This is a genomic window from Streptomyces sp. ISL-10, from assembly GCF_018614575.1.
In the GTDB taxonomy this organism is placed as follows: Bacteria; Actinomycetota; Actinomycetes; order Streptomycetales; family Streptomycetaceae; genus Streptomyces.
In genome coordinates this window covers 95,125-110,941 of record NZ_JAGGOJ010000017.1, presented here as the reverse complement: position 1 = coordinate 110,941, position 15,817 = coordinate 95,125, and the positions used below count along the sequence as shown (strand labels likewise).

Below are 15,817 nucleotides of genomic sequence, written 5' to 3'. Positions count from 1 at the left end.
AAGGGTCTGCCGCAACGGACCGAGCCGGGTCCTGGGCGTGGGTGCCGACGCCGGACGGGGGAACGCAGGCGAGCGACCCACGTCGCACGGTCGGCGTGAATCACCGCGTCGCACGGACGGTGCGAGTGACCCACGTCGCACGGACGGTTCGAGTGACCCACGTCGCACGGACGGTTCGAGTGACCCACGTCGCACGGTCGGTGGTGCGAGTGACCCACGTCGCACGACCGGTGTGAGGCGGAGCACTTTCCGTTAAGCGTTGCGCATGGTTTTCGGATACCCGGGCAGGCGGCCAGATCGCCGGGTTGTGACCGGTGCAGGACGAAACGGGAACGAAAGGCCGAACACGACGTGTCGACAGCACAACAGACCATCCACGTGGGCGGGGAATGGCGCTCAGCCGTCTCCGGCGCCACGCGCGAGATCATCGACCCTGTCGACGCGAGCGTGTTCGCCGTCGTCTCGGAAGGCGGCACCACCGACACCGACGACGCCGTGGCCGCCGCGCGGGCCGCCTTCGACGACGGGACCTGGCCGCGTACGCCCGTCGCCGAACGCGCCGCCCTCCTGCGGCGCGTCGCCGCCCTGCTGGAACGGGACCGGGAGAGGATCGCCGGCCTGGAGAGCCAGGACGCCGGAAAGACCCTCGAAGAGGGGCGAACCGACGTCGACTGCGTGCGCGACGCCTTCGTCTACTTCGCCGACCTCGTCATGAACGAGAGCGGTGGCCGCGTCGTCGACGCCGGGTCCGACGACATCCACAGCGTGGTCGTGCACGAACCCGTCGGGGTCTGCGCGCTGATCACGCCCTGGAACTACCCTCTGCTCCAGGCCAGCTGGAAGGTCGCCCCGGCGCTCGCCGCCGGCAACACCTTTGTGATCAAGCCCAGCGAGATCACCCCGCTGACCACCGTCGCGCTCATGGAGCTGCTGATGGAGGCCGGGCTGCCGCCCGGTGCCGCGAACCTCGTCACCGGCCCCGGCGACACCGTCGGCGCGCGCCTCGCCGAGCACCCCGACGTGGACCTCGTGTCCTTCACCGGCGGGCTCGTCAGCGGCACCAAGGTCGCCCACGCCGCCGCCGACACCGTCAAGAAGGTCGCTCTCGAACTCGGCGGCAAGAACCCCAACGTCGTATTCGCCGACGCCTGCGCGACCGAGGAAGGCTTCGACACCGCTGTCGACCAGGCGCTCAACGCCGCCTTCATCCACAGCGGTCAGGTCTGCTCCGCCGGCTCCCGCCTCATCGTCGAGGAGTCGCTGCGCGAACGCTTCGTCGCCGAACTCGCCCGCCGGGCCGAGAAGATCCGGCTCGGACGCGGCACCGACAAGGGTGTCGAGTGCGGTCCGCTCGTCTCGGCGCAGCAGCTCGCCAGGACCCAGGACTTCGTCGCGTCCGCGCTGGAGGAGGGTGCGGTGCTCAGGGCCGGCGGCGAACGCCCGGACGGCCCCGGCTACTTCTACCGCCCCACCGTCCTCGATCGGTGCAACCGCCGGATGCGGGTCGTCCGTGAGGAGATCTTCGGACCGGTCCTCACCGTCGAGACCTTCCGCACGGAGCACGAGGCCGTCACCTTGGCCAACGACACCGAGTTCGGCCTCGCCGGCGCCGTGTGGACCGCCGACGCGGGCCGCGCCCGCCGAGTCGCTGGACGGATGCGCCACGGCACCGTGTGGATCAACGACTTCCACCCCTACCTGCCGCAGGCCGAATGGGGTGGCTTCGGGAAGTCGGGCACCGGCCGTGAGCTGGGCCCGACGGGGCTCGCCGAGTACCGCGAGACCAAGCACATCTACCAGAACCTCGCTCCGCGCCCCGTGCGCTGGTTCGCGGGCTGAGCGGGAGAAAGCAGCACATGACCGAGCACCACACCGTGTACGACTACGTCGTCGTCGGCGGCGGGACCGCCGGCTCCGTGATCGCCTCCCGCCTCACCGAGAACTCCGACGTCACCGTCGCCGTCATCGAGGGCGGCCCCAGCGACGTCGGCCGAGACGACGTGCTCACGCTGCGCCGCTGGATGGGCCTCCTCGGCGGCGAACTCGACTACGACTACCCGACCACCGAGCAGCCCCGCGGAAACTCGCACATCCGCCACAGCCGCGCCCGTGTGCTCGGCGGCTGCTCGTCCCACAACACCCTCATCGCCTTCAAGCCGCTGCCGTCCGACTGGGACGAGTGGGCCGAGGCCGGCGCCGAGGGCTGGGACGCCGCGTCGATGGACCCGTACTTCGGCAAGCTGCGCAACAACATCGTCCCCGTCGACGAGGCCGACCGGAACGCCATCGCCCGCGACTTCGTCGACGCCGCGCAGACCGCGCTCGACGTGCCGCGTGTAGAGGGCTTCAACAAGGCGCCGTTCCACGAGGGCGTCGGCTTCTTCGACCTCGCGTACCACCCGGAGAACAACAAGCGCTCCTCCGCGTCGGTCGCCTACCTGCACCCGTTCCTCGACCGGCCGAACCTGCACATCGCCCTGGAGACCTGGGCGTTCCGGCTGGAACTGGACGGTACCCGGGCCACCGGCGTGCACGTGCGCACCAAGGACGGCGAGGAGCACGTCGTACGGGCCCGGCGCGAGGTGCTCGTGTGCGCGGGCGCCGTGGACACCCCGAGGCTGCTGCTGCACTCCGGCATCGGGCCGCGCGCCGACCTGGAGAAGCTCGGGATCCCAGTCGTGCACGATCTGCCGGGCGTCGGCGAGAACCTGCTCGACCACCCCGAGTCGGTCATCGTCTGGGAGACCCACGGGCCCATCCCAGAGAACTCCGCGATGGACAGCGACGCCGGGCTCTTCGTGCGGCGGGACCCCGCGTCCGCGGGCCCCGACCTGATGTTCCACTTCTACCAGATTCCCTTCACCGACAACCCCGAGCGGCTGGGCTACGAACGGCCCGCGCACGGCGTGTCGATGACCCCCAACATCCCCAAGCCCAAGAGCCGCGGCCGCCTCTACCTGACCAGCGCCGACCCCGAGGTCAAGCCCGCCCTCGACTTCCGGTACTTCACCGACGAGGACGACTACGACGGCCGCACGCTGGTCGACGGGATCAGGATCGCGCGCGAGATCGCGAAGCAGGAGCCGCTTGCCGGGTGGCTGAAGCGTGAGGTCTGCCCGGGGCCGGAGGTCACCTCCGACGAGGACATCAGCGAATACGCGCGCAAGGTCGCGCACACCGTCTACCACCCGGCGGGTACCTGTCGGATGGGGTCGGACGGCGACGAACTCGCGGTCGTCACCCCCGACTTGAAGATCCGCGGCCTGCACGGCATCCGCATCGCCGACGCGTCGGTCTTCCCGACGATGACGGCCGTCAACCCGATGATCACAGTGCTGATGGTCGGGGAGAAATGCGCGGACCTGCTGGTCGCGGAGGCCGACAAGAGGGGCGGGAACCGATGAAGGCAGATCCCATGAAGGCAGATCCCATGAAGGCAGATTCGAACGCGTCGGAGACGAAGGCGTCTAACGTCAGCGCGTCGGCGACGAAGGCGTCCGAGAGCAAGGCGTCGAAGACCGAGGCGTCCGAGATCAAGGCGCCGGACACCCAGGCGCCGACCGCGAAGGTGTCGACCGCCAAGGTGCCCGCCCCGAGGCCCGATGCCTCCGGCGGCGCGGCCGCGCCCGCCGAAGCGTCGGCCGTCTTCTCCGTACGCGACCTGTGGAAGGTCTTCGGCCCGAAGGCCGCAAAGGTCCCGGCCGCCCCCGCGCTGGCCGGCCTGCCCCCCGCCGAGCTGCGCGAACGCACCGGCTGCACCGCAGCCGTACGGGACGTCTCCTTCGACGTGCGCAAGGGCGAGGTCTTCGTCGTCATGGGCCTGTCCGGCTCCGGCAAGTCCACGCTCGTGCGCTGTCTGACCCGGCTGATCGAGCCGACCTCCGGGTCGATCGCCATCGACGGCGAGGACGTGCTCTCCATGAACACCGCGCGGCTGCGCGAACTGCGCCGCCACCGTGCCTCCATGGTCTTCCAGCACTTCGGTCTGCTGCCGCACCGGTCGGTGCTCGACAACGTCGCCTACGGTCTGGAGATCCAGGGCATGGGCAGGGCCGCGCGCCGCTCGCGTGCCGCCGAAGTCGTGGCGAAGGTCGGTCTGGAGGGCCTGGAACACCGCAGGCCCGGTCAGCTGTCCGGCGGCCAGCAGCAGCGTGTCGGTCTGGCGCGTGCGCTCGCCGTGGACCCGGAGGTGCTGCTGTTCGACGAGCCGTTCAGCGCGCTGGACCCGCTGATCCGCCGCGACATGCAGGAGGAGGTCGTACGGCTGCACCGTGAGGAGGGCCGCACGATGGTCTTCATCACGCACGACCTGAACGAGGCGCTGAAGCTCGGCGACCGCATCGCGCTGATGCGGGACGGCCGGATCGTGCAGCTCGGCACCCCGGAGGAGATCGTGGGCGCCCCCGCCGACGACTACGTACGGGACTTCGTCCGCGACGTGCCGCGCGAGCAGGTCATGACGGTGCGCACCGCCATGCGGCCCGCTGACGGGGACGAGGCCGAGGGAGGGCCGGCGCTGGCCCCCGGCGCGACCGTCTTCGAGGCGATCGAAGCCGTGGCCCGTACCGGACAAACGGCCCGCGTCGTCGAGGACGGCCGGTGCCTGGGAGTCGTCGGCCACGCGGACCTGCTGGCGGTCGTGGCGGGCACGACCGGCCCCAAGGGGGTCGCCGCGTGATACGCCGACAGCACACGACATGTCGCCGAAGTACTGAGGGACGGTGGTCTCGATGACCGCCGCCGTGTCCGCGCCCGCCGCGGAGAAGAAGAACATCACCGGGCAGCCGCTCCGCGACATCCTGCGCCACCCCGTGAAGGCCAAACTGCTGGCGCTCGCCGCCCTCGCGGTCGTGCTGGTGCCCGCCGGGATCGCCCTGTGGGGCAGCGGCAGCTGGCCGGCCGCCCTGCACATCGACATCTCCGGGCCGCTCGACGACGCCAACAGGTGGGTCATCGACAACCGCGACACCCACCCGCTGTTCCTGTACTTCCTGCTGCACCTGTCCAACACGGCCACCGACGCGGTCGGCGGCGTGTACGACCTGCTGAGTTCGATCGGCTGGGTCGGGGTGCTCGCCGCCGGCGTCCTCCTCGCCTGGCGCGCCGCCGGGCTCGGACGCAGCGGTGTCAAGGTCGCGGCGACCGCCTTCGGCGCGTTCGCCCTGTGCGGACTGCTGGGCATGTGGAACGCCACGCTTCTCACCATCGCGCTGATGGTGGTCGCCGTGGCGGTCGCCGCGCTGCTCGGTGTGCTGATCGGTCTGGCGGCCGGTCTGTCCGACCGGGTCAACCGTGCGCTGCGGCCGGTGCTCGACACCATGCAGGTGCTGCCGGCCTTCGCGTACCTGCTGCCCTTCGTGCTGGTCTTCGGCACGGGCACGCCGGCCGCGCTGTTCTGCACCGTCATCTACGCCGCCCCGCCCATGGCTCGCCTGACGGCGCTCGGACTGCGCGGCGCCGACCCCTCTGTACTTGAGGCGTCCGCCTCGCTCGGCGCGAGTCCGTGGCAGCGGCTGCGGACGGCCCGGCTGCCGCTCGCCCGTCAGCAGATGCTCCTCGGTCTCAACCAGACGATCATGATGGCGCTGTCGATGGTCGTCATCGCCGCGCTCGTCGGCGCGGGTGGCCTCGGCGAAGAGGTCTACTCGGCACTCTCCACCGTCGACGTCGGCAAGGCGCTGGCCGCCGGTATCCCGATCGTGCTGATCGCGATCTGGCTCGACCGCACCACCGCGGCGGCCGGCGACCGCATCGGTCACAGCACGCCGGGCGAAGGACCGCTGCACGGCCGCTCGGGCTGGGCCCTGGTCGCGGCGGGTGTCGCCGTGGCGGTGTCGGCGCGGTTCCTCGTCGGCACCGCCTGGCCCGAGGCCTGGACGTTCGACATCTCCACGCCCGTGAACAAGGCGCAGGGCTGGATCACCGCCCACGTCTCCTCCGGTGTCCCGGTGCTCGGCGGCACCGAGACGTGGTCGGAGCAGTTCACCCTGTGGGTCCTCAACCCGCTGCGGGACGGCCTGTTCTGGCTGCCCTGGTGGGCGGTCCTGCTGATCGTCGCGGGCCTGGCATGGCTCGTCGGCACCTGGGCGACGGCTCTGACGGCCACGCTCGCGATGTCGGCGATCGGTGTGCTCGGCGTGTGGACGAAGTCCCTCGACACGCTCTCCCAGGTGCTGGCCGCGCTGGTCGTCACGCTGGTCCTCGGCGTCCTCGCGGGCGTCGTGTGCGCCCGTGCCGGGCGGCTGGAACGCTGGTTGAGGCCCGTCCTCGACGCCATGCAGACGATGCCGCAGTTCGTCTACCTCATCCCGGTCGTGGCGCTCTTCGGCGTCACCCGGGCGTCGGCCATCATCGCGGCCGTCGTCTACGCGCTGCCCGCCGTCGTGCGCATCACCGCACAGGGCCTGCGCGAGGTCGACCCCGCCGCGATGGAGGCGGCGCGCTCACTCGGCGCCTCGACCCGGCAGCAGCTCTTCCAGGTCCAGCTGCCGCTCGCCCGGCCGGCTCTCCAGCTCGCCGTCAACCAGGGCGTCGTGCTGGTCCTGGCGGTGGTCGTCGTCGGCGCACTCGTCGGCGGCGGAGCGCTCGGCTACGACGTCGTCAAGGGCCTGTCCCGCGGCGAGATGGGCCTCGGGATGACCGCCGGTGTGGCGATCGTCTGCCTCGGTCTCGTACTCGACCGGGTCACGCAGCCCACGGCCCGCAAGCGTCCCTGATCCGTCCGGAACGCCCCCTGACCACCACTGACGTCCCCGTCACCAACAGCAGGAGCCCCATCATGCGAAACCGCACCAGAACCCTCCGTACCGCCACCGCCGTCGTCGGCGCCCTGGGCGTCCTCTCGCTCAGCGCGTGCAGTGCCGCCGAGACCGGCAAGAGCCAGGACGCGGCCGACGGCGACAAGACCGTGAAGCTGACCGTCCCCTCCTGGGTCGGCGCGCAGGCCAACACGGCCGTCGCCGAGTACATCCTGGAGAAGGAGCTCGGCTACACGGTCAAGTCCCAGCAGATGGGTGAGGTTCTCGCCTGGGACGCCCTCTCGAAGGGCGACATCGACGCGATCATGGAGGACTGGGGGCACCCCAAGGAGGAGAAGCGGTACGTCGAGGACAAGAAGACCGTCGTCAAGGGCGGCGACCTCGGTGTCACCGGCCACATCGGCTGGTTCGTGCCCAAGTACTTCGCCGACGCGCACCCCGACGTGACGGACTGGAAGAACCTCAACAAGTACGCCAAGGAGTTCGCGACCGCCGAGAGCGGCGGCAAGGGCGAGATCCTGGAGGGTTCGCCGGACTACGTCACCAATGACGACGCGATCATCAAGAACCTCGACCTGAACCTGAAGACCAACTACGCGGGTTCCGAGGCGGCGCAGATCACGGCCATCAAGAAGTACGTGAAGGACAAGAAGCCCTTCCTCACGTACTGGTGGACGCCGCAGTGGCTGAACGCCGAGGTCGACCTGGTCGAGGTCAAGCTCCCGGCGTACAAGGAGGGCTGCGACGCCGACCCGAAGAAGGTCGCCTGCGCCTACCCCAACACCCCGCTGCAGAAGTTCCTGAACGCGGACTTCGCGAAGAGCGGCGGGGACGCCGCCGAGTTCCTGAAGAACTTCACGTGGACGACCGAGCAGCAGAACGAGGTCGCGCAGATGATCGCCGGGGACAAGATGTCCCCCGAGGCCGCGGCCGAGAAGTGGGTCAAGGCGAACGAGTCGACGTGGAAGGCCTGGCTGCCGAAGAAGTGACACCCGGGGCGGGCCGGTTCCGGGGCGGGCCGCAGGCGCTGCGGGCCGCCCCGGCCCGCCCGCCCGGCGCCCGCGGCGCGGGCTCGGGAGGCGAGCGGTGTTCCGCTAGGCGCCGCGGCGTGCCGACTCGGCCGACCGCGTCGTCTTGGCCAGGTCCACCGCCGACTTGAGGCTCAGGCCCGGGGCCGCCTCCCGCAGGGCCTTGATCGCCGGGATCGAGTCCGCGGGGCCCGTCACACCCGCGGCGTCGAGACGCTGGCGCACCCAGCGGGCCTGCTGGTCTTCGTACGTCGTGGCCGACGCGTCCTCGACGATCTCCAGGGCCCGCTCGAGTCCGGGACGTTCCTCCGGGGCGGCCCCGTCCAGCGCGGCGCGGACCGCGGCGACGATGCTGTCCGCGTCGCGCAGCACGATCACTGACTGTTCCTGCTTGGTCAGTCCGGACATACGGTGATCACGTTTCATGACAGGCCTGTCCCTCAACGCAGTTAGCCTCTTCAGAGCTTTGCCCGCCCAGGCCCTTTCCCGTAGAGCTCGCGGGCGATGTCCGCCACTGCCGCCTGCGCGCGGCGATACAGGCCGGGGCCGAAGGTGATCCGGGTCGCGCCCAGCCGGCCGAGCTCGGCCACCGGCGGTTCGGACGCGGGCGCGAACACGTTGATCGGGGCCTCGGTGGCAGCGCGCAGCAGCGGCAGCTGCCCGGACGGCACACCGATCGGGTAGACACAGTCCGCGCCCGCCTCGACATACAGCCGGACGCGGGCGACGGCCTTTGCCGGGTCGCTCACCGCGCGCAGGAACGTGTCGACGCGGGCGTTGACGAACAGCGCGTCACCCGCCTCCGCGCGGATCTCCGCCAGCCAGTCGGCGTGCCGGCGCGGGTCCTTGAGGCTCTTCGTCGCGCGGTCCGAGTCCTCGATGTTGCAGCCCACCGCGCCCGTCTCCAGCAGCCGTGCCACCAGCTCCTTCGGCGGCAGGCCGTAGCCGTCCTCGACATCGGCGCTCACGGGGATGGCGACGGCCCGTGCGATACGGGCGACGGCCGCGAACATCTCGTCCGCCGGGGCCTCGCCGTCCTCGTGGCCGAGGGACGCCGAGACCCCCGCGCTCGGCGTCGCGAGTGCGGGAAAGCCCGCGTCGGCGAACGCGCGGGCGCTCGCCGCGTCCCACGGCCCCGGCAGGACGAGCGGATCGCCGGCCTCGCGTCCGTGGTGAAGGGCGCGGAACGCCCCAGCCGTTGCGGTCATCTCGCGTGCCTTCAGTGCTTCAGAGAGCCGGGAGTGTAGTGGCCGGGGACGAGCCGCCCGGCCACCGCGAACCGGTTCCAGGTGTTGATCACCGCGATGGAGGCGATGAGGTGGGCCAGTTCGGTCTCGTCGAAGTGCTTCGCGGCCTTCTCGTACACCTCGTCGGGGACGAAACCCTCGGTCAGCACCGTCACCGCCTCCGTCAGTTCGAGCGCCGCGATCTCCTTCTCGGTGTAGAAGTGCCGCGACTCCTCCCAGGCGCTGAGCTGCACGATGCGCTCCACCGACTCGCCCGCCGCCAGCGCGTCCTTGCTGTGCATGTCGAGGCAGAACGCGCAGTGGTTGATCTGCGAGGCGCGGATCTTCACCAGCTCCAGCAGGACGGGGTCGAGATTCTTCCCGGCGGCCCCGTCCAGCCGGATCATGGCCTTGTAGACGTCGGGCAGGAGGGCCGCGACGCCGATGCGGGGCTCGTGCTCGGGCGCGTACGTGTCGTTCGTCGTCATGGCTCCGACCGTACGGGCCCTGTGGCATGTCGATATGGTCCACTTCCATGATGGATTCCTGGGCCACTTTCGGCGCCGACCTGCATCTGGAACTGCGCGGGACCCGGCTGCGCAGCGGCCTCATGGACGCCCTGAGGGAGGCCGTGCGCACCGGCAGGCTCGCGCCCGGCACCCGGCTTCCGTCGTCCCGGTCCCTCGCCGCCGACCTGGGCGTCGCCCGCAACACCGTCGCCGACGCCTACGCGGAACTGGTCGCCGAGGGCTGGCTCGTGGCGCAGCAGGGCTCGGGCACCCGCGTCGCCCTGGGGGCGCCCGCGTGGCGAAGGCCGCGGGGGAGGTCCGCGCCGCGCGGACCGCTCGTCCGCGAGAGCCTGGTCGGGCCGCGGCCCGTGTCCGGCGGCCCCGCCCACGACCTGAAGCCGGGCAGCCCCGACCTCGCGCGGTTCCCGCGCGCCGAATGGCTCAGGGCCGCGCGCAGGGCGCTGACCGCCGCGCCGCATGAGGCGTTCGGATACGGCGATCCACGCGGCCGCATCGAGCTGAGGACCGCACTCGCCGACTACCTGGCGCGCGCCCGCGGCGTGTACGCGGCACCCGAACGGGTCGTCGTCTGCAACGGCTTCGTGCACGGCCTGATGCTGATGGGCAAGGTCCTCGGGCGACGTCGGGTGCGGGAGGTGGCCGTCGATTCGTACGGGCTCGACTTCCACTGGGACCTGCTGACGAGGGAGGGACTGCGCACGCCCGTGCTGCCTTTCGACAAGGCCGGCACCCGCACCCGGGCGCTGGGCACGATGCGCGGCGTGGGCGCCGTGCTGATGACGCCCGCACACCAGTTCCCGATGGGCGTTCCGCTGCATCCCGACCGGCGTGCGGCGGCGGTCGACTGGGCGCGCAGGACGGGCGGCGTGATTCTCGAGGACGACTACGACGGCGAGTTCCGCTACGACCGGCAGCCCGTCGGCGCGCTCCAGGGACTCGACCCGGAACGGGTCGTCTACATGGGCACGGCGAGCAAGTCACTGGCCCCCGGACTGCGGCTGGCGTGGATGGTGCTGCCGGAGAGCATGGTGGGGGAGGTGCTGGAGGCCAAGGGCCGCGAGGAGTGGGCCTCCGGTGTGCTGGACCAGCTCACGCTGGCGGAGTTCATCATGTCCGGCGCCTACGACCGGCATGTCCGCGGGATGCGGCTGCGGTACCGGCGGCGACGCGACCAGTTGGTGGCGGCACTCGCGGAGCGGGCCCCCGCCGTGCGGGTCAGCGGGATCGCCGCCGGACTGCACGCGGTGCTCGAACTCCCGCAGGGCAGCGAGCCCGAGGCGATCCGCGCGGCGGCATGGCACGGCCTGGCGGTGCCGGGCCTGTCGGACTTCCGCCATGCCGATGCCGTTGCGGACGCCCGCGAGGGACTTGTCGTCGGGTACGCGACACCGCCGGACAGCGCCTGGGCAGGGGCGCTGGACGCCCTGTGCCGGTCCCTGGAGTAGGCCGGGCACGCGGCGCGGCGTCAAGCGCGACCGTTCCGCGGCGGGAGGAACCGATGGTGCGCCACGCCGCGCCGGGGACGGTGGTTCAGCCTGTGAGGGCCGCCCGGAGCCGCGCCGGGGACGGCGGTTCAGTCCGTGAGGACCGCCCGGAGCTGATCGAGCCCCCAGTCCAGGTCCTCCTTGCTGATCACCAGCGGCGGCGCGAGCCGGATCGTCGCACCGTGGGTGTCCTTGGCCAGGACACCCCGGTCCATCAGCTTCTCCGAGATCTCCCGGCCCGTGCCCAGGCCCGGTGCGATGTCCACACCCGCCCACAGACCGCGCCCGCGGACCTCCGTCACGGCGCCGCTGCCCATGAGCTGGCCGAGTTCATGGTGCAGATGTTCGCCCAGCTCGGCCGCCCGCGCCTGGAACTCGCCCGTGCGGAGCATCGCGAGGACTTCCAGCGCCACCGCACAGGCCAGCGGATTGCCGCCGAACGTCGACCCGTGCTCGCCGGGCTGGTACACGCCGAGGACCTCGGCGGACGACACCACCGCCGACACCGGCACGACACCCCCGCCGAGCGCCTTGCCCAGCACGTACATGTCCGGCACCACCCCCTCGTGCTCGCACGCGAACGTCTTCCCGGTCCGGCCCAGACCCGACTGGATCTCGTCCGCGACGAACAGCACCCCGCGCTCCCGGGTGAGCCTGCGCACGCCGGGGAGGTAGCCGCGCGGCGGGACCAGCACCCCGGCCTCGCCCTGGATGGGCTCCAGCAGCACCGCCACCGTGTTCGCGGACATGGCCGCCTCCAGCGCGGTCAGGTCGCCGTACGGCACGATCTCGAAGCCGGGCGTGTACGGGCCGAAGTCCGCGCGCGCCTCGTGATCGGTCGAGAAACTGATCACCGTGGTCGTACGGCCGTGGAAGTTGTTCGCCGCGACGATGATCTTCGCCTGGCCCTGCGGGACGCCCTTGACCCGGTAGCCCCACTTGCGGGCCGTCTTGACCGCCGTCTCCACCGCCTCCGCGCCGGTGTTCATCGGCAGCACCGTCTCCATCCCGCACAGCTCGGCCAGCTGGGCGCAGAAGTCCCCGAACCTGTCGTGGTGGAAGGCGCGGGAGGTGAGGGTGAGCCGGTCCAGTTGGGCCTTCGCGGCATTGATCAGCCGACGGTTGCAGTGCCCGAAGTTGAGGGCCGAGTAGCCGGCGAGCATGTCGAGGAACCGGCGCCCCTCGACATCGGTCATCCAGGCGCCGTCGGCCGAGGCGACGACGACCGGGAGGGGGTGGTAGGTGTGCGCGCTGTGCGCCTCGGCGGAGGCGATGGCGGAAGTCGTGGTCGACACGGGTGCTCCGATCGTCAGGACAGGCCATCCGGCGGGGGGCGGCGCCCCGTCCCCTGGACGGTGCCCGGATCCGGGGTGGTGCCTCGTTTCTATCGTCGCTCGCCATCCGGACGGGGCACCGGGCTGTCGGCGTGCCCGCTAGGGTGGTCGGCACGTGCGGCGACTGGCGTACGGGGAAGTGACCCCGAGGAAGCCGTACGGGGCAGTTACGCGTGGTGTCGATCGCCTGGGCACCCCGGGACAACGACCGATGTCACGGACCGTCCCGGAGGACACCATGCCCCTTCCCCTGCCGCACCCCGCGCTCCTGGCCACCGACCCCGAGCTCGCCGCCCTCGTAGGCGCCGAGGAACGGCTCCAGGCCGACACCCTGCGCCTGATCCCCAGCGAGAACTACGTCTCCGCGGCCGTGCTGGAGGCATCCGGCACCGTGCTGCAGAACAAGTACAGCGAGGGCTACGCGGGCCGCCGCTACTACGAGGGCCAGCAGAACATCGACCAGGTCGAGCGGCTGGCCGTCGCGCGCGCCAAGTCCCTCTTCGGCGTCGACCACGCCAACGTCCAGCCCTACTCCGGCTCCCCGGCCAACCTCGCCGTCTACCTCGCCTTCGCCCAGCCCGGCGACACCGTGATGGGCATGGCCCTGCCGATGGGCGGCCACCTCACCCACGGCTGGGGCGTCTCGGCCACCGGCACCTGGTTCCGCGGCGTGCAGTACGGCGTACGCCACGACACCGGGCTGATCGACTTCGACCAGGTCCGCAACCTGGCCCTCACGGAGCGCCCCAAGGTCATCTTCTGCGGCGGCACCGCGCTGCCCCGCACCATCGACTTCGCCGCCTTCGCCGAGATCGCCCGGGAGGTCGGCGCGGTTCTGGTCGCCGACGTGGCCCATATCGCGGGCCTCGTCGCGGGCGGCGCCCACCCCTCGCCGGTCCCGCACGTCGACGTCGTGTCCACCACGACCCACAAGACCCTGCGCGGGCCGCGCGGCGCCATGCTGATGTCCCGTGAGGAGCACGCCAAGGCCATCGACAAGGCCGTCTTCCCCGGCCTCCAGGGCGGCCCGCACAACCAGACCACCGCGGCGATCGCCGTCGCGCTCCACGAGGCGGCCCGGCCCTCCTTCCGCGACTACGCCCACTCCGTCGTCGCCAACGCCAAGGCGCTCGCCGCCGAACTCCTCGCCCGCGGCTTCGACCTGGTCTCCGGCGGCACCGACAACCACCTGATCCTGATCGACCTCACCTCCAAGGACGTCCCCGGCAAGATCGCGGCGAAGGCTCTCGACCGGGCCGGGATCGTCGTCAACTACAACACCGTCCCCTTCGACCCCCGCAAGCCCTTCGACCCGTCCGGCATCCGCATCGGCACGCCGTCGCTGACCTCGCGCGGCCTCGGCGTGGAGCACATGGCCGCGGTCGCCGAGTGGATCGACCGCGGCGTCGCGGCGGCGGCCAAGGGCGACGAGGGCGCGCTCGCCGCGATCCGCGCGGAGGTGTCGGACCTGATGGCGGCGTACCCGGCCCCGGGCCTGGCCGCCTAGCCCCGAGTCGCACCCGCCCCCTGGGCGGCCCGGGTCCCGTACCCGGGCCGCCCCGGTCGCACGCGTTTGACCACCGGCGGCCGGACACCGCTTTGGCACCTGAGAGAATGTGGAGCATGGCCTCAGTTCGCCCGCCCGTCGCCCACCACCACCCGCAGGGGAATGGCTCCGCCATGCAGCGTCGACCTCGTGTGCTCTCCGGGATCCAGCCCACCGCCGGCTCGTTCCACCTCGGCAACTACCTCGGCGCCGTCCGCCAGTGGGTGGCGCTGCAGGAGTCCCACGACGCGTTCTACATGGTCGTGGACCTGCACGCGATCACCGTCCCGCAGGACCCCGCGGAGCTGCGCGCCAACACCCGGCTCGCCGCCGCCCAGCTGCTCGCCGCCGGGCTGGACCCCGAGCGCTGCACCCTCTTCGTGCAGAGCCATGTGCCCGAGCACGCCCAGCTGGCCTGGATCATGAACTGCCTGACGGGCTTCGGCGAGGCGTCCCGGATGACGCAGTTCAAGGACAAGTCCGCCAAGCAGGGCGCCGAGCGCGCCTCGGTCGGCCTGTTCACGTACCCGATCCTCCAGGTGGCGGACATCCTGCTGTACCAGGCCAACGAGGTCCCGGTCGGTGAGGACCAGCGCCAGCACATCGAGCTGACGCGCGACCTCGCCGAGCGCTTCAACGGCCGCTTCGGCCGGACGTTCACCGTCCCCGCGCCGCACATCCTCAAGGAGACGGCGAAGATCTACGACCTCCAGGACCCGTCGATCAAGATGAGCAAGTCGGCGTCGACGCCGAAGGGTCTGATCAACCTGCTCGACGACCCGAAGGTCACAGCGAAGAAGGTCAGGAGCGCGGTCACCGACACCGACACCGTGATCCGCTTCGACGCGGTCGAGAAGCCGGGCGTCAGCAACCTGCTCAGCATCTACTCCACCCTCACGGGTACGGCTGTGGCCGATCTGGAGCGGAAGTACGAGGGCAAGGGCTACGGTGCGCTCAAGACCGACCTCGCCGAGGTGATGGTCGAATTCGTCACACCGTTCCGCACCCGGACGCAGGAATACCTGGACGACACGGAGACGCTGGACTCCATCCTGGCCAAGGGCGCGGAGAAGGCCCGCGCGGTCGCCGCGGAGACGCTGGCCACCACGTACGAAAGGGTGGGGTTCATCCCCGCCAAGCACTGAGCGCGCCCGGACGCGCACCCAGCGCATACCAGGAACCCGCCGGGACGCAAAGAGTCCGAGGGCCTGTGTCCAAGGACTCTGGCCGAACCGGCGGTACAGCCGCCACACTGGCGCTGCACACCCGCGCACGGCTGTACCGGCAGCCCGCGCACCGAGACAGAGGGAGAACGACGTGGGGACCGTAACGCTCGGCGTTTCGCTCGCGGTCCCGGAGCCGTACGGCAGCCTGCTCCAGGAGCGGCGCGCGGGCTTCGGGGATCCCGCCGCGCACGGCATTCCGACCCACGTCACGCTTCTGCCGCCCACCGTGGTCGACTCCGCCGTGCTGCCCGCGGTGGAGGCGCACCTCTCCGCCGTCGCGGCGGCGGGACGCCCCTTCCGGATGCGCCTGTCCGGCACGGGCACGTTCCGGCCGCTCTCGCCCGTCGTCTTCGTCCAGGTCGTCGAGGGCGGCTCGGCCTGCTCCTGGCTGCAGCAGCGGGTACGGGACGCCTCCGGCCCGCTCGTGCGCGAGCTGCAGTTCCCCTACCACCCGCATGTCACCGTCGCCCACGGCATCGCCGAGGAGGCGATGGACCGGGCGTACGAGGAGCTGGCGGACTACGCCGCCGAGTGGACCTGCGCCTCCTTCGCGCTCTACGAGCAGGGCGCGGACGGGGTGTGGCGCAAGCTGCGCACCTACGCCTTCGGCGGTGGTGCTCCCGGCGTGCCCGCGCAGGGCTCACCGATCGACGAGCGCGCCACCACCGCCTGACCCTCATCCGGC

General features: G+C 71.4%; 13 protein-coding genes and 1 riboswitch. Of the genes, 9 read left to right on the top strand and 4 right to left on the bottom strand.

Features of this window, described 5'->3' with window-relative positions:
* The first annotated feature begins 351 nt into the window (after positions 1 to 351).
* The 5 genes from J7E88_RS21425 to J7E88_RS21405 all read left to right on the top strand — a co-directional run bounded on the left by J7E88_RS21425 (position 352) and on the right by J7E88_RS21405 (position 7,747).
* On the top strand, positions 352 to 1,839 hold the full coding sequence (locus J7E88_RS21425; protein WP_215183481.1) for an aldehyde dehydrogenase family protein: 1,488 nt from the start codon (positions 352 to 354) through the stop codon (positions 1,837 to 1,839).
* A gap of 17 nt (positions 1,840 to 1,856) precedes the next feature.
* Positions 1,857 to 3,404, top strand: coding sequence for a GMC family oxidoreductase (locus tag J7E88_RS21420; protein ID WP_215183479.1), 1,548 nt, complete (start codon positions 1,857 to 1,859; stop codon positions 3,402 to 3,404).
* A 164-nt stretch (positions 3,405 to 3,568) separates the two neighbouring features.
* A complete protein-coding gene (locus J7E88_RS21415; RefSeq protein ID WP_374196308.1) occupies positions 3,569 to 4,678 on the top strand; it encodes a glycine betaine/L-proline ABC transporter ATP-binding protein in 1,110 nt (369 codons plus the stop codon).
* A 52-nt stretch (positions 4,679 to 4,730) separates the two neighbouring features.
* Positions 4,731 to 6,716, top strand: coding sequence for a proline/glycine betaine ABC transporter permease (locus tag J7E88_RS21410; protein WP_215183477.1), 1,986 nt, complete (start codon positions 4,731 to 4,733; stop codon positions 6,714 to 6,716).
* Between the two features lie 62 nt (positions 6,717 to 6,778).
* Positions 6,779 to 7,747 (top strand): ABC transporter substrate-binding protein, encoded by a 969-nt coding sequence (locus J7E88_RS21405; protein WP_215183475.1) that lies wholly within the window; start codon positions 6,779 to 6,781, stop codon positions 7,745 to 7,747.
* Between the two features lie 105 nt (positions 7,748 to 7,852).
* Here J7E88_RS21405 and J7E88_RS21400 read toward each other — a convergent pair whose 3' ends face one another.
* From J7E88_RS21400 to J7E88_RS21390, 3 genes are read right to left on the bottom strand one after another with little or no spacing between them, the layout of a single operon-like run.
* Positions 7,853 to 8,212 carry a hypothetical protein gene (locus J7E88_RS21400; protein WP_308307566.1) on the bottom strand — a complete coding sequence of 120 codons (360 nt, stop codon included), beginning with the start codon at positions 8,210 to 8,212 and terminating at the stop codon, positions 7,853 to 7,855.
* A 32-nt stretch (positions 8,213 to 8,244) separates the two neighbouring features.
* Entirely contained in the window at positions 8,245 to 8,994 is a 750-nt protein-coding gene (locus J7E88_RS21395; RefSeq protein ID WP_215183473.1) for an isocitrate lyase/phosphoenolpyruvate mutase family protein, read from the bottom strand.
* Positions 8,995 to 9,005: 11 nt separating this feature from the next.
* Positions 9,006 to 9,500: a carboxymuconolactone decarboxylase family protein gene (locus tag J7E88_RS21390; protein WP_215183471.1), complete on the bottom strand. Its 495-nt coding sequence runs from the start codon at positions 9,498 to 9,500 to the stop codon at positions 9,006 to 9,008.
* A gap of 47 nt (positions 9,501 to 9,547) precedes the next feature.
* On the opposite strand from J7E88_RS21390, the gene J7E88_RS21385 reads away from it, so the two are divergent.
* Positions 9,548 to 10,987: a PLP-dependent aminotransferase family protein gene (locus J7E88_RS21385; protein WP_215183469.1), complete on the top strand. Its 1,440-nt coding sequence runs from the start codon at positions 9,548 to 9,550 to the stop codon at positions 10,985 to 10,987.
* 128 nt (positions 10,988 to 11,115) lie between these two features.
* On the opposite strand, the gene rocD is transcribed toward J7E88_RS21385, so the two are convergent.
* Positions 11,116 to 12,321 carry an ornithine--oxo-acid transaminase gene (gene rocD, locus J7E88_RS21380; protein WP_215183467.1) on the bottom strand — a complete coding sequence of 402 codons (1,206 nt, stop codon included), beginning with the start codon at positions 12,319 to 12,321 and terminating at the stop codon, positions 11,116 to 11,118.
* A 149-nt stretch (positions 12,322 to 12,470) separates the two neighbouring features.
* Positions 12,471 to 12,560: riboswitch (ZMP/ZTP riboswitch) on the top strand.
* 38 nt (positions 12,561 to 12,598) lie between these two features.
* Between rocD and glyA the strand changes: the two genes are divergently transcribed.
* The 3 genes from glyA to J7E88_RS21365 all read left to right on the top strand — a co-directional run bounded on the left by glyA (position 12,599) and on the right by J7E88_RS21365 (position 15,805).
* A complete protein-coding gene (gene glyA / locus J7E88_RS21375; protein ID WP_215183465.1) occupies positions 12,599 to 13,867 on the top strand; it encodes a serine hydroxymethyltransferase in 1,269 nt (422 codons plus the stop codon).
* A 173-nt stretch (positions 13,868 to 14,040) separates the two neighbouring features.
* The gene (trpS, locus tag J7E88_RS21370) at positions 14,041 to 15,051 is read left to right on the top strand and encodes a tryptophan--tRNA ligase (protein WP_215183750.1); all 1,011 of its coding nucleotides are present in this window, start codon (positions 14,041 to 14,043) and stop codon (positions 15,049 to 15,051) included.
* Between the two features lie 172 nt (positions 15,052 to 15,223).
* Positions 15,224 to 15,805, top strand: coding sequence for a 2'-5' RNA ligase family protein (locus tag J7E88_RS21365; protein WP_215183463.1), 582 nt, complete (start codon positions 15,224 to 15,226; stop codon positions 15,803 to 15,805).
* The last annotated feature ends 12 nt before the right edge of the window (positions 15,806 to 15,817 follow it).

What these genes read in the sequence shown, in the direction of transcription:
- J7E88_RS21405 (WP_215183475.1), top strand. Translation starts at nt 6,779, where the DNA reads ATGCGAAACCGCACCAGAACCCTCCGTACCGCCACCGCCGTCGTCGGC.
- glyA (WP_215183465.1), top strand. Translation starts at nt 12,599, where the DNA reads ATGCCCCTTCCCCTGCCGCACCCCGCGCTCCTGGCCACCGACCCCGAG.
- J7E88_RS21395 (WP_215183473.1), bottom strand. Translation starts at nt 8,994, where the DNA reads ATGACCGCAACGGCTGGGGCGTTCCGCGCCCTTCACCACGGACGCGAG.
- J7E88_RS21400 (WP_308307566.1), bottom strand. Translation starts at nt 8,212, where the DNA reads ATGAAACGTGATCACCGTATGTCCGGACTGACCAAGCAGGAACAGTCA.
- J7E88_RS21420 (WP_215183479.1), top strand. Translation starts at nt 1,857, where the DNA reads ATGACCGAGCACCACACCGTGTACGACTACGTCGTCGTCGGCGGCGGG.
- J7E88_RS21385 (WP_215183469.1), top strand. Translation starts at nt 9,548, where the DNA reads ATGATGGATTCCTGGGCCACTTTCGGCGCCGACCTGCATCTGGAACTG.
- J7E88_RS21390 (WP_215183471.1), bottom strand. Translation starts at nt 9,500, where the DNA reads ATGACGACGAACGACACGTACGCGCCCGAGCACGAGCCCCGCATCGGC.
- J7E88_RS21410 (WP_215183477.1), top strand. Translation starts at nt 4,731, where the DNA reads ATGACCGCCGCCGTGTCCGCGCCCGCCGCGGAGAAGAAGAACATCACC.
- trpS (WP_215183750.1), top strand. Translation starts at nt 14,041, where the DNA reads ATGCAGCGTCGACCTCGTGTGCTCTCCGGGATCCAGCCCACCGCCGGC.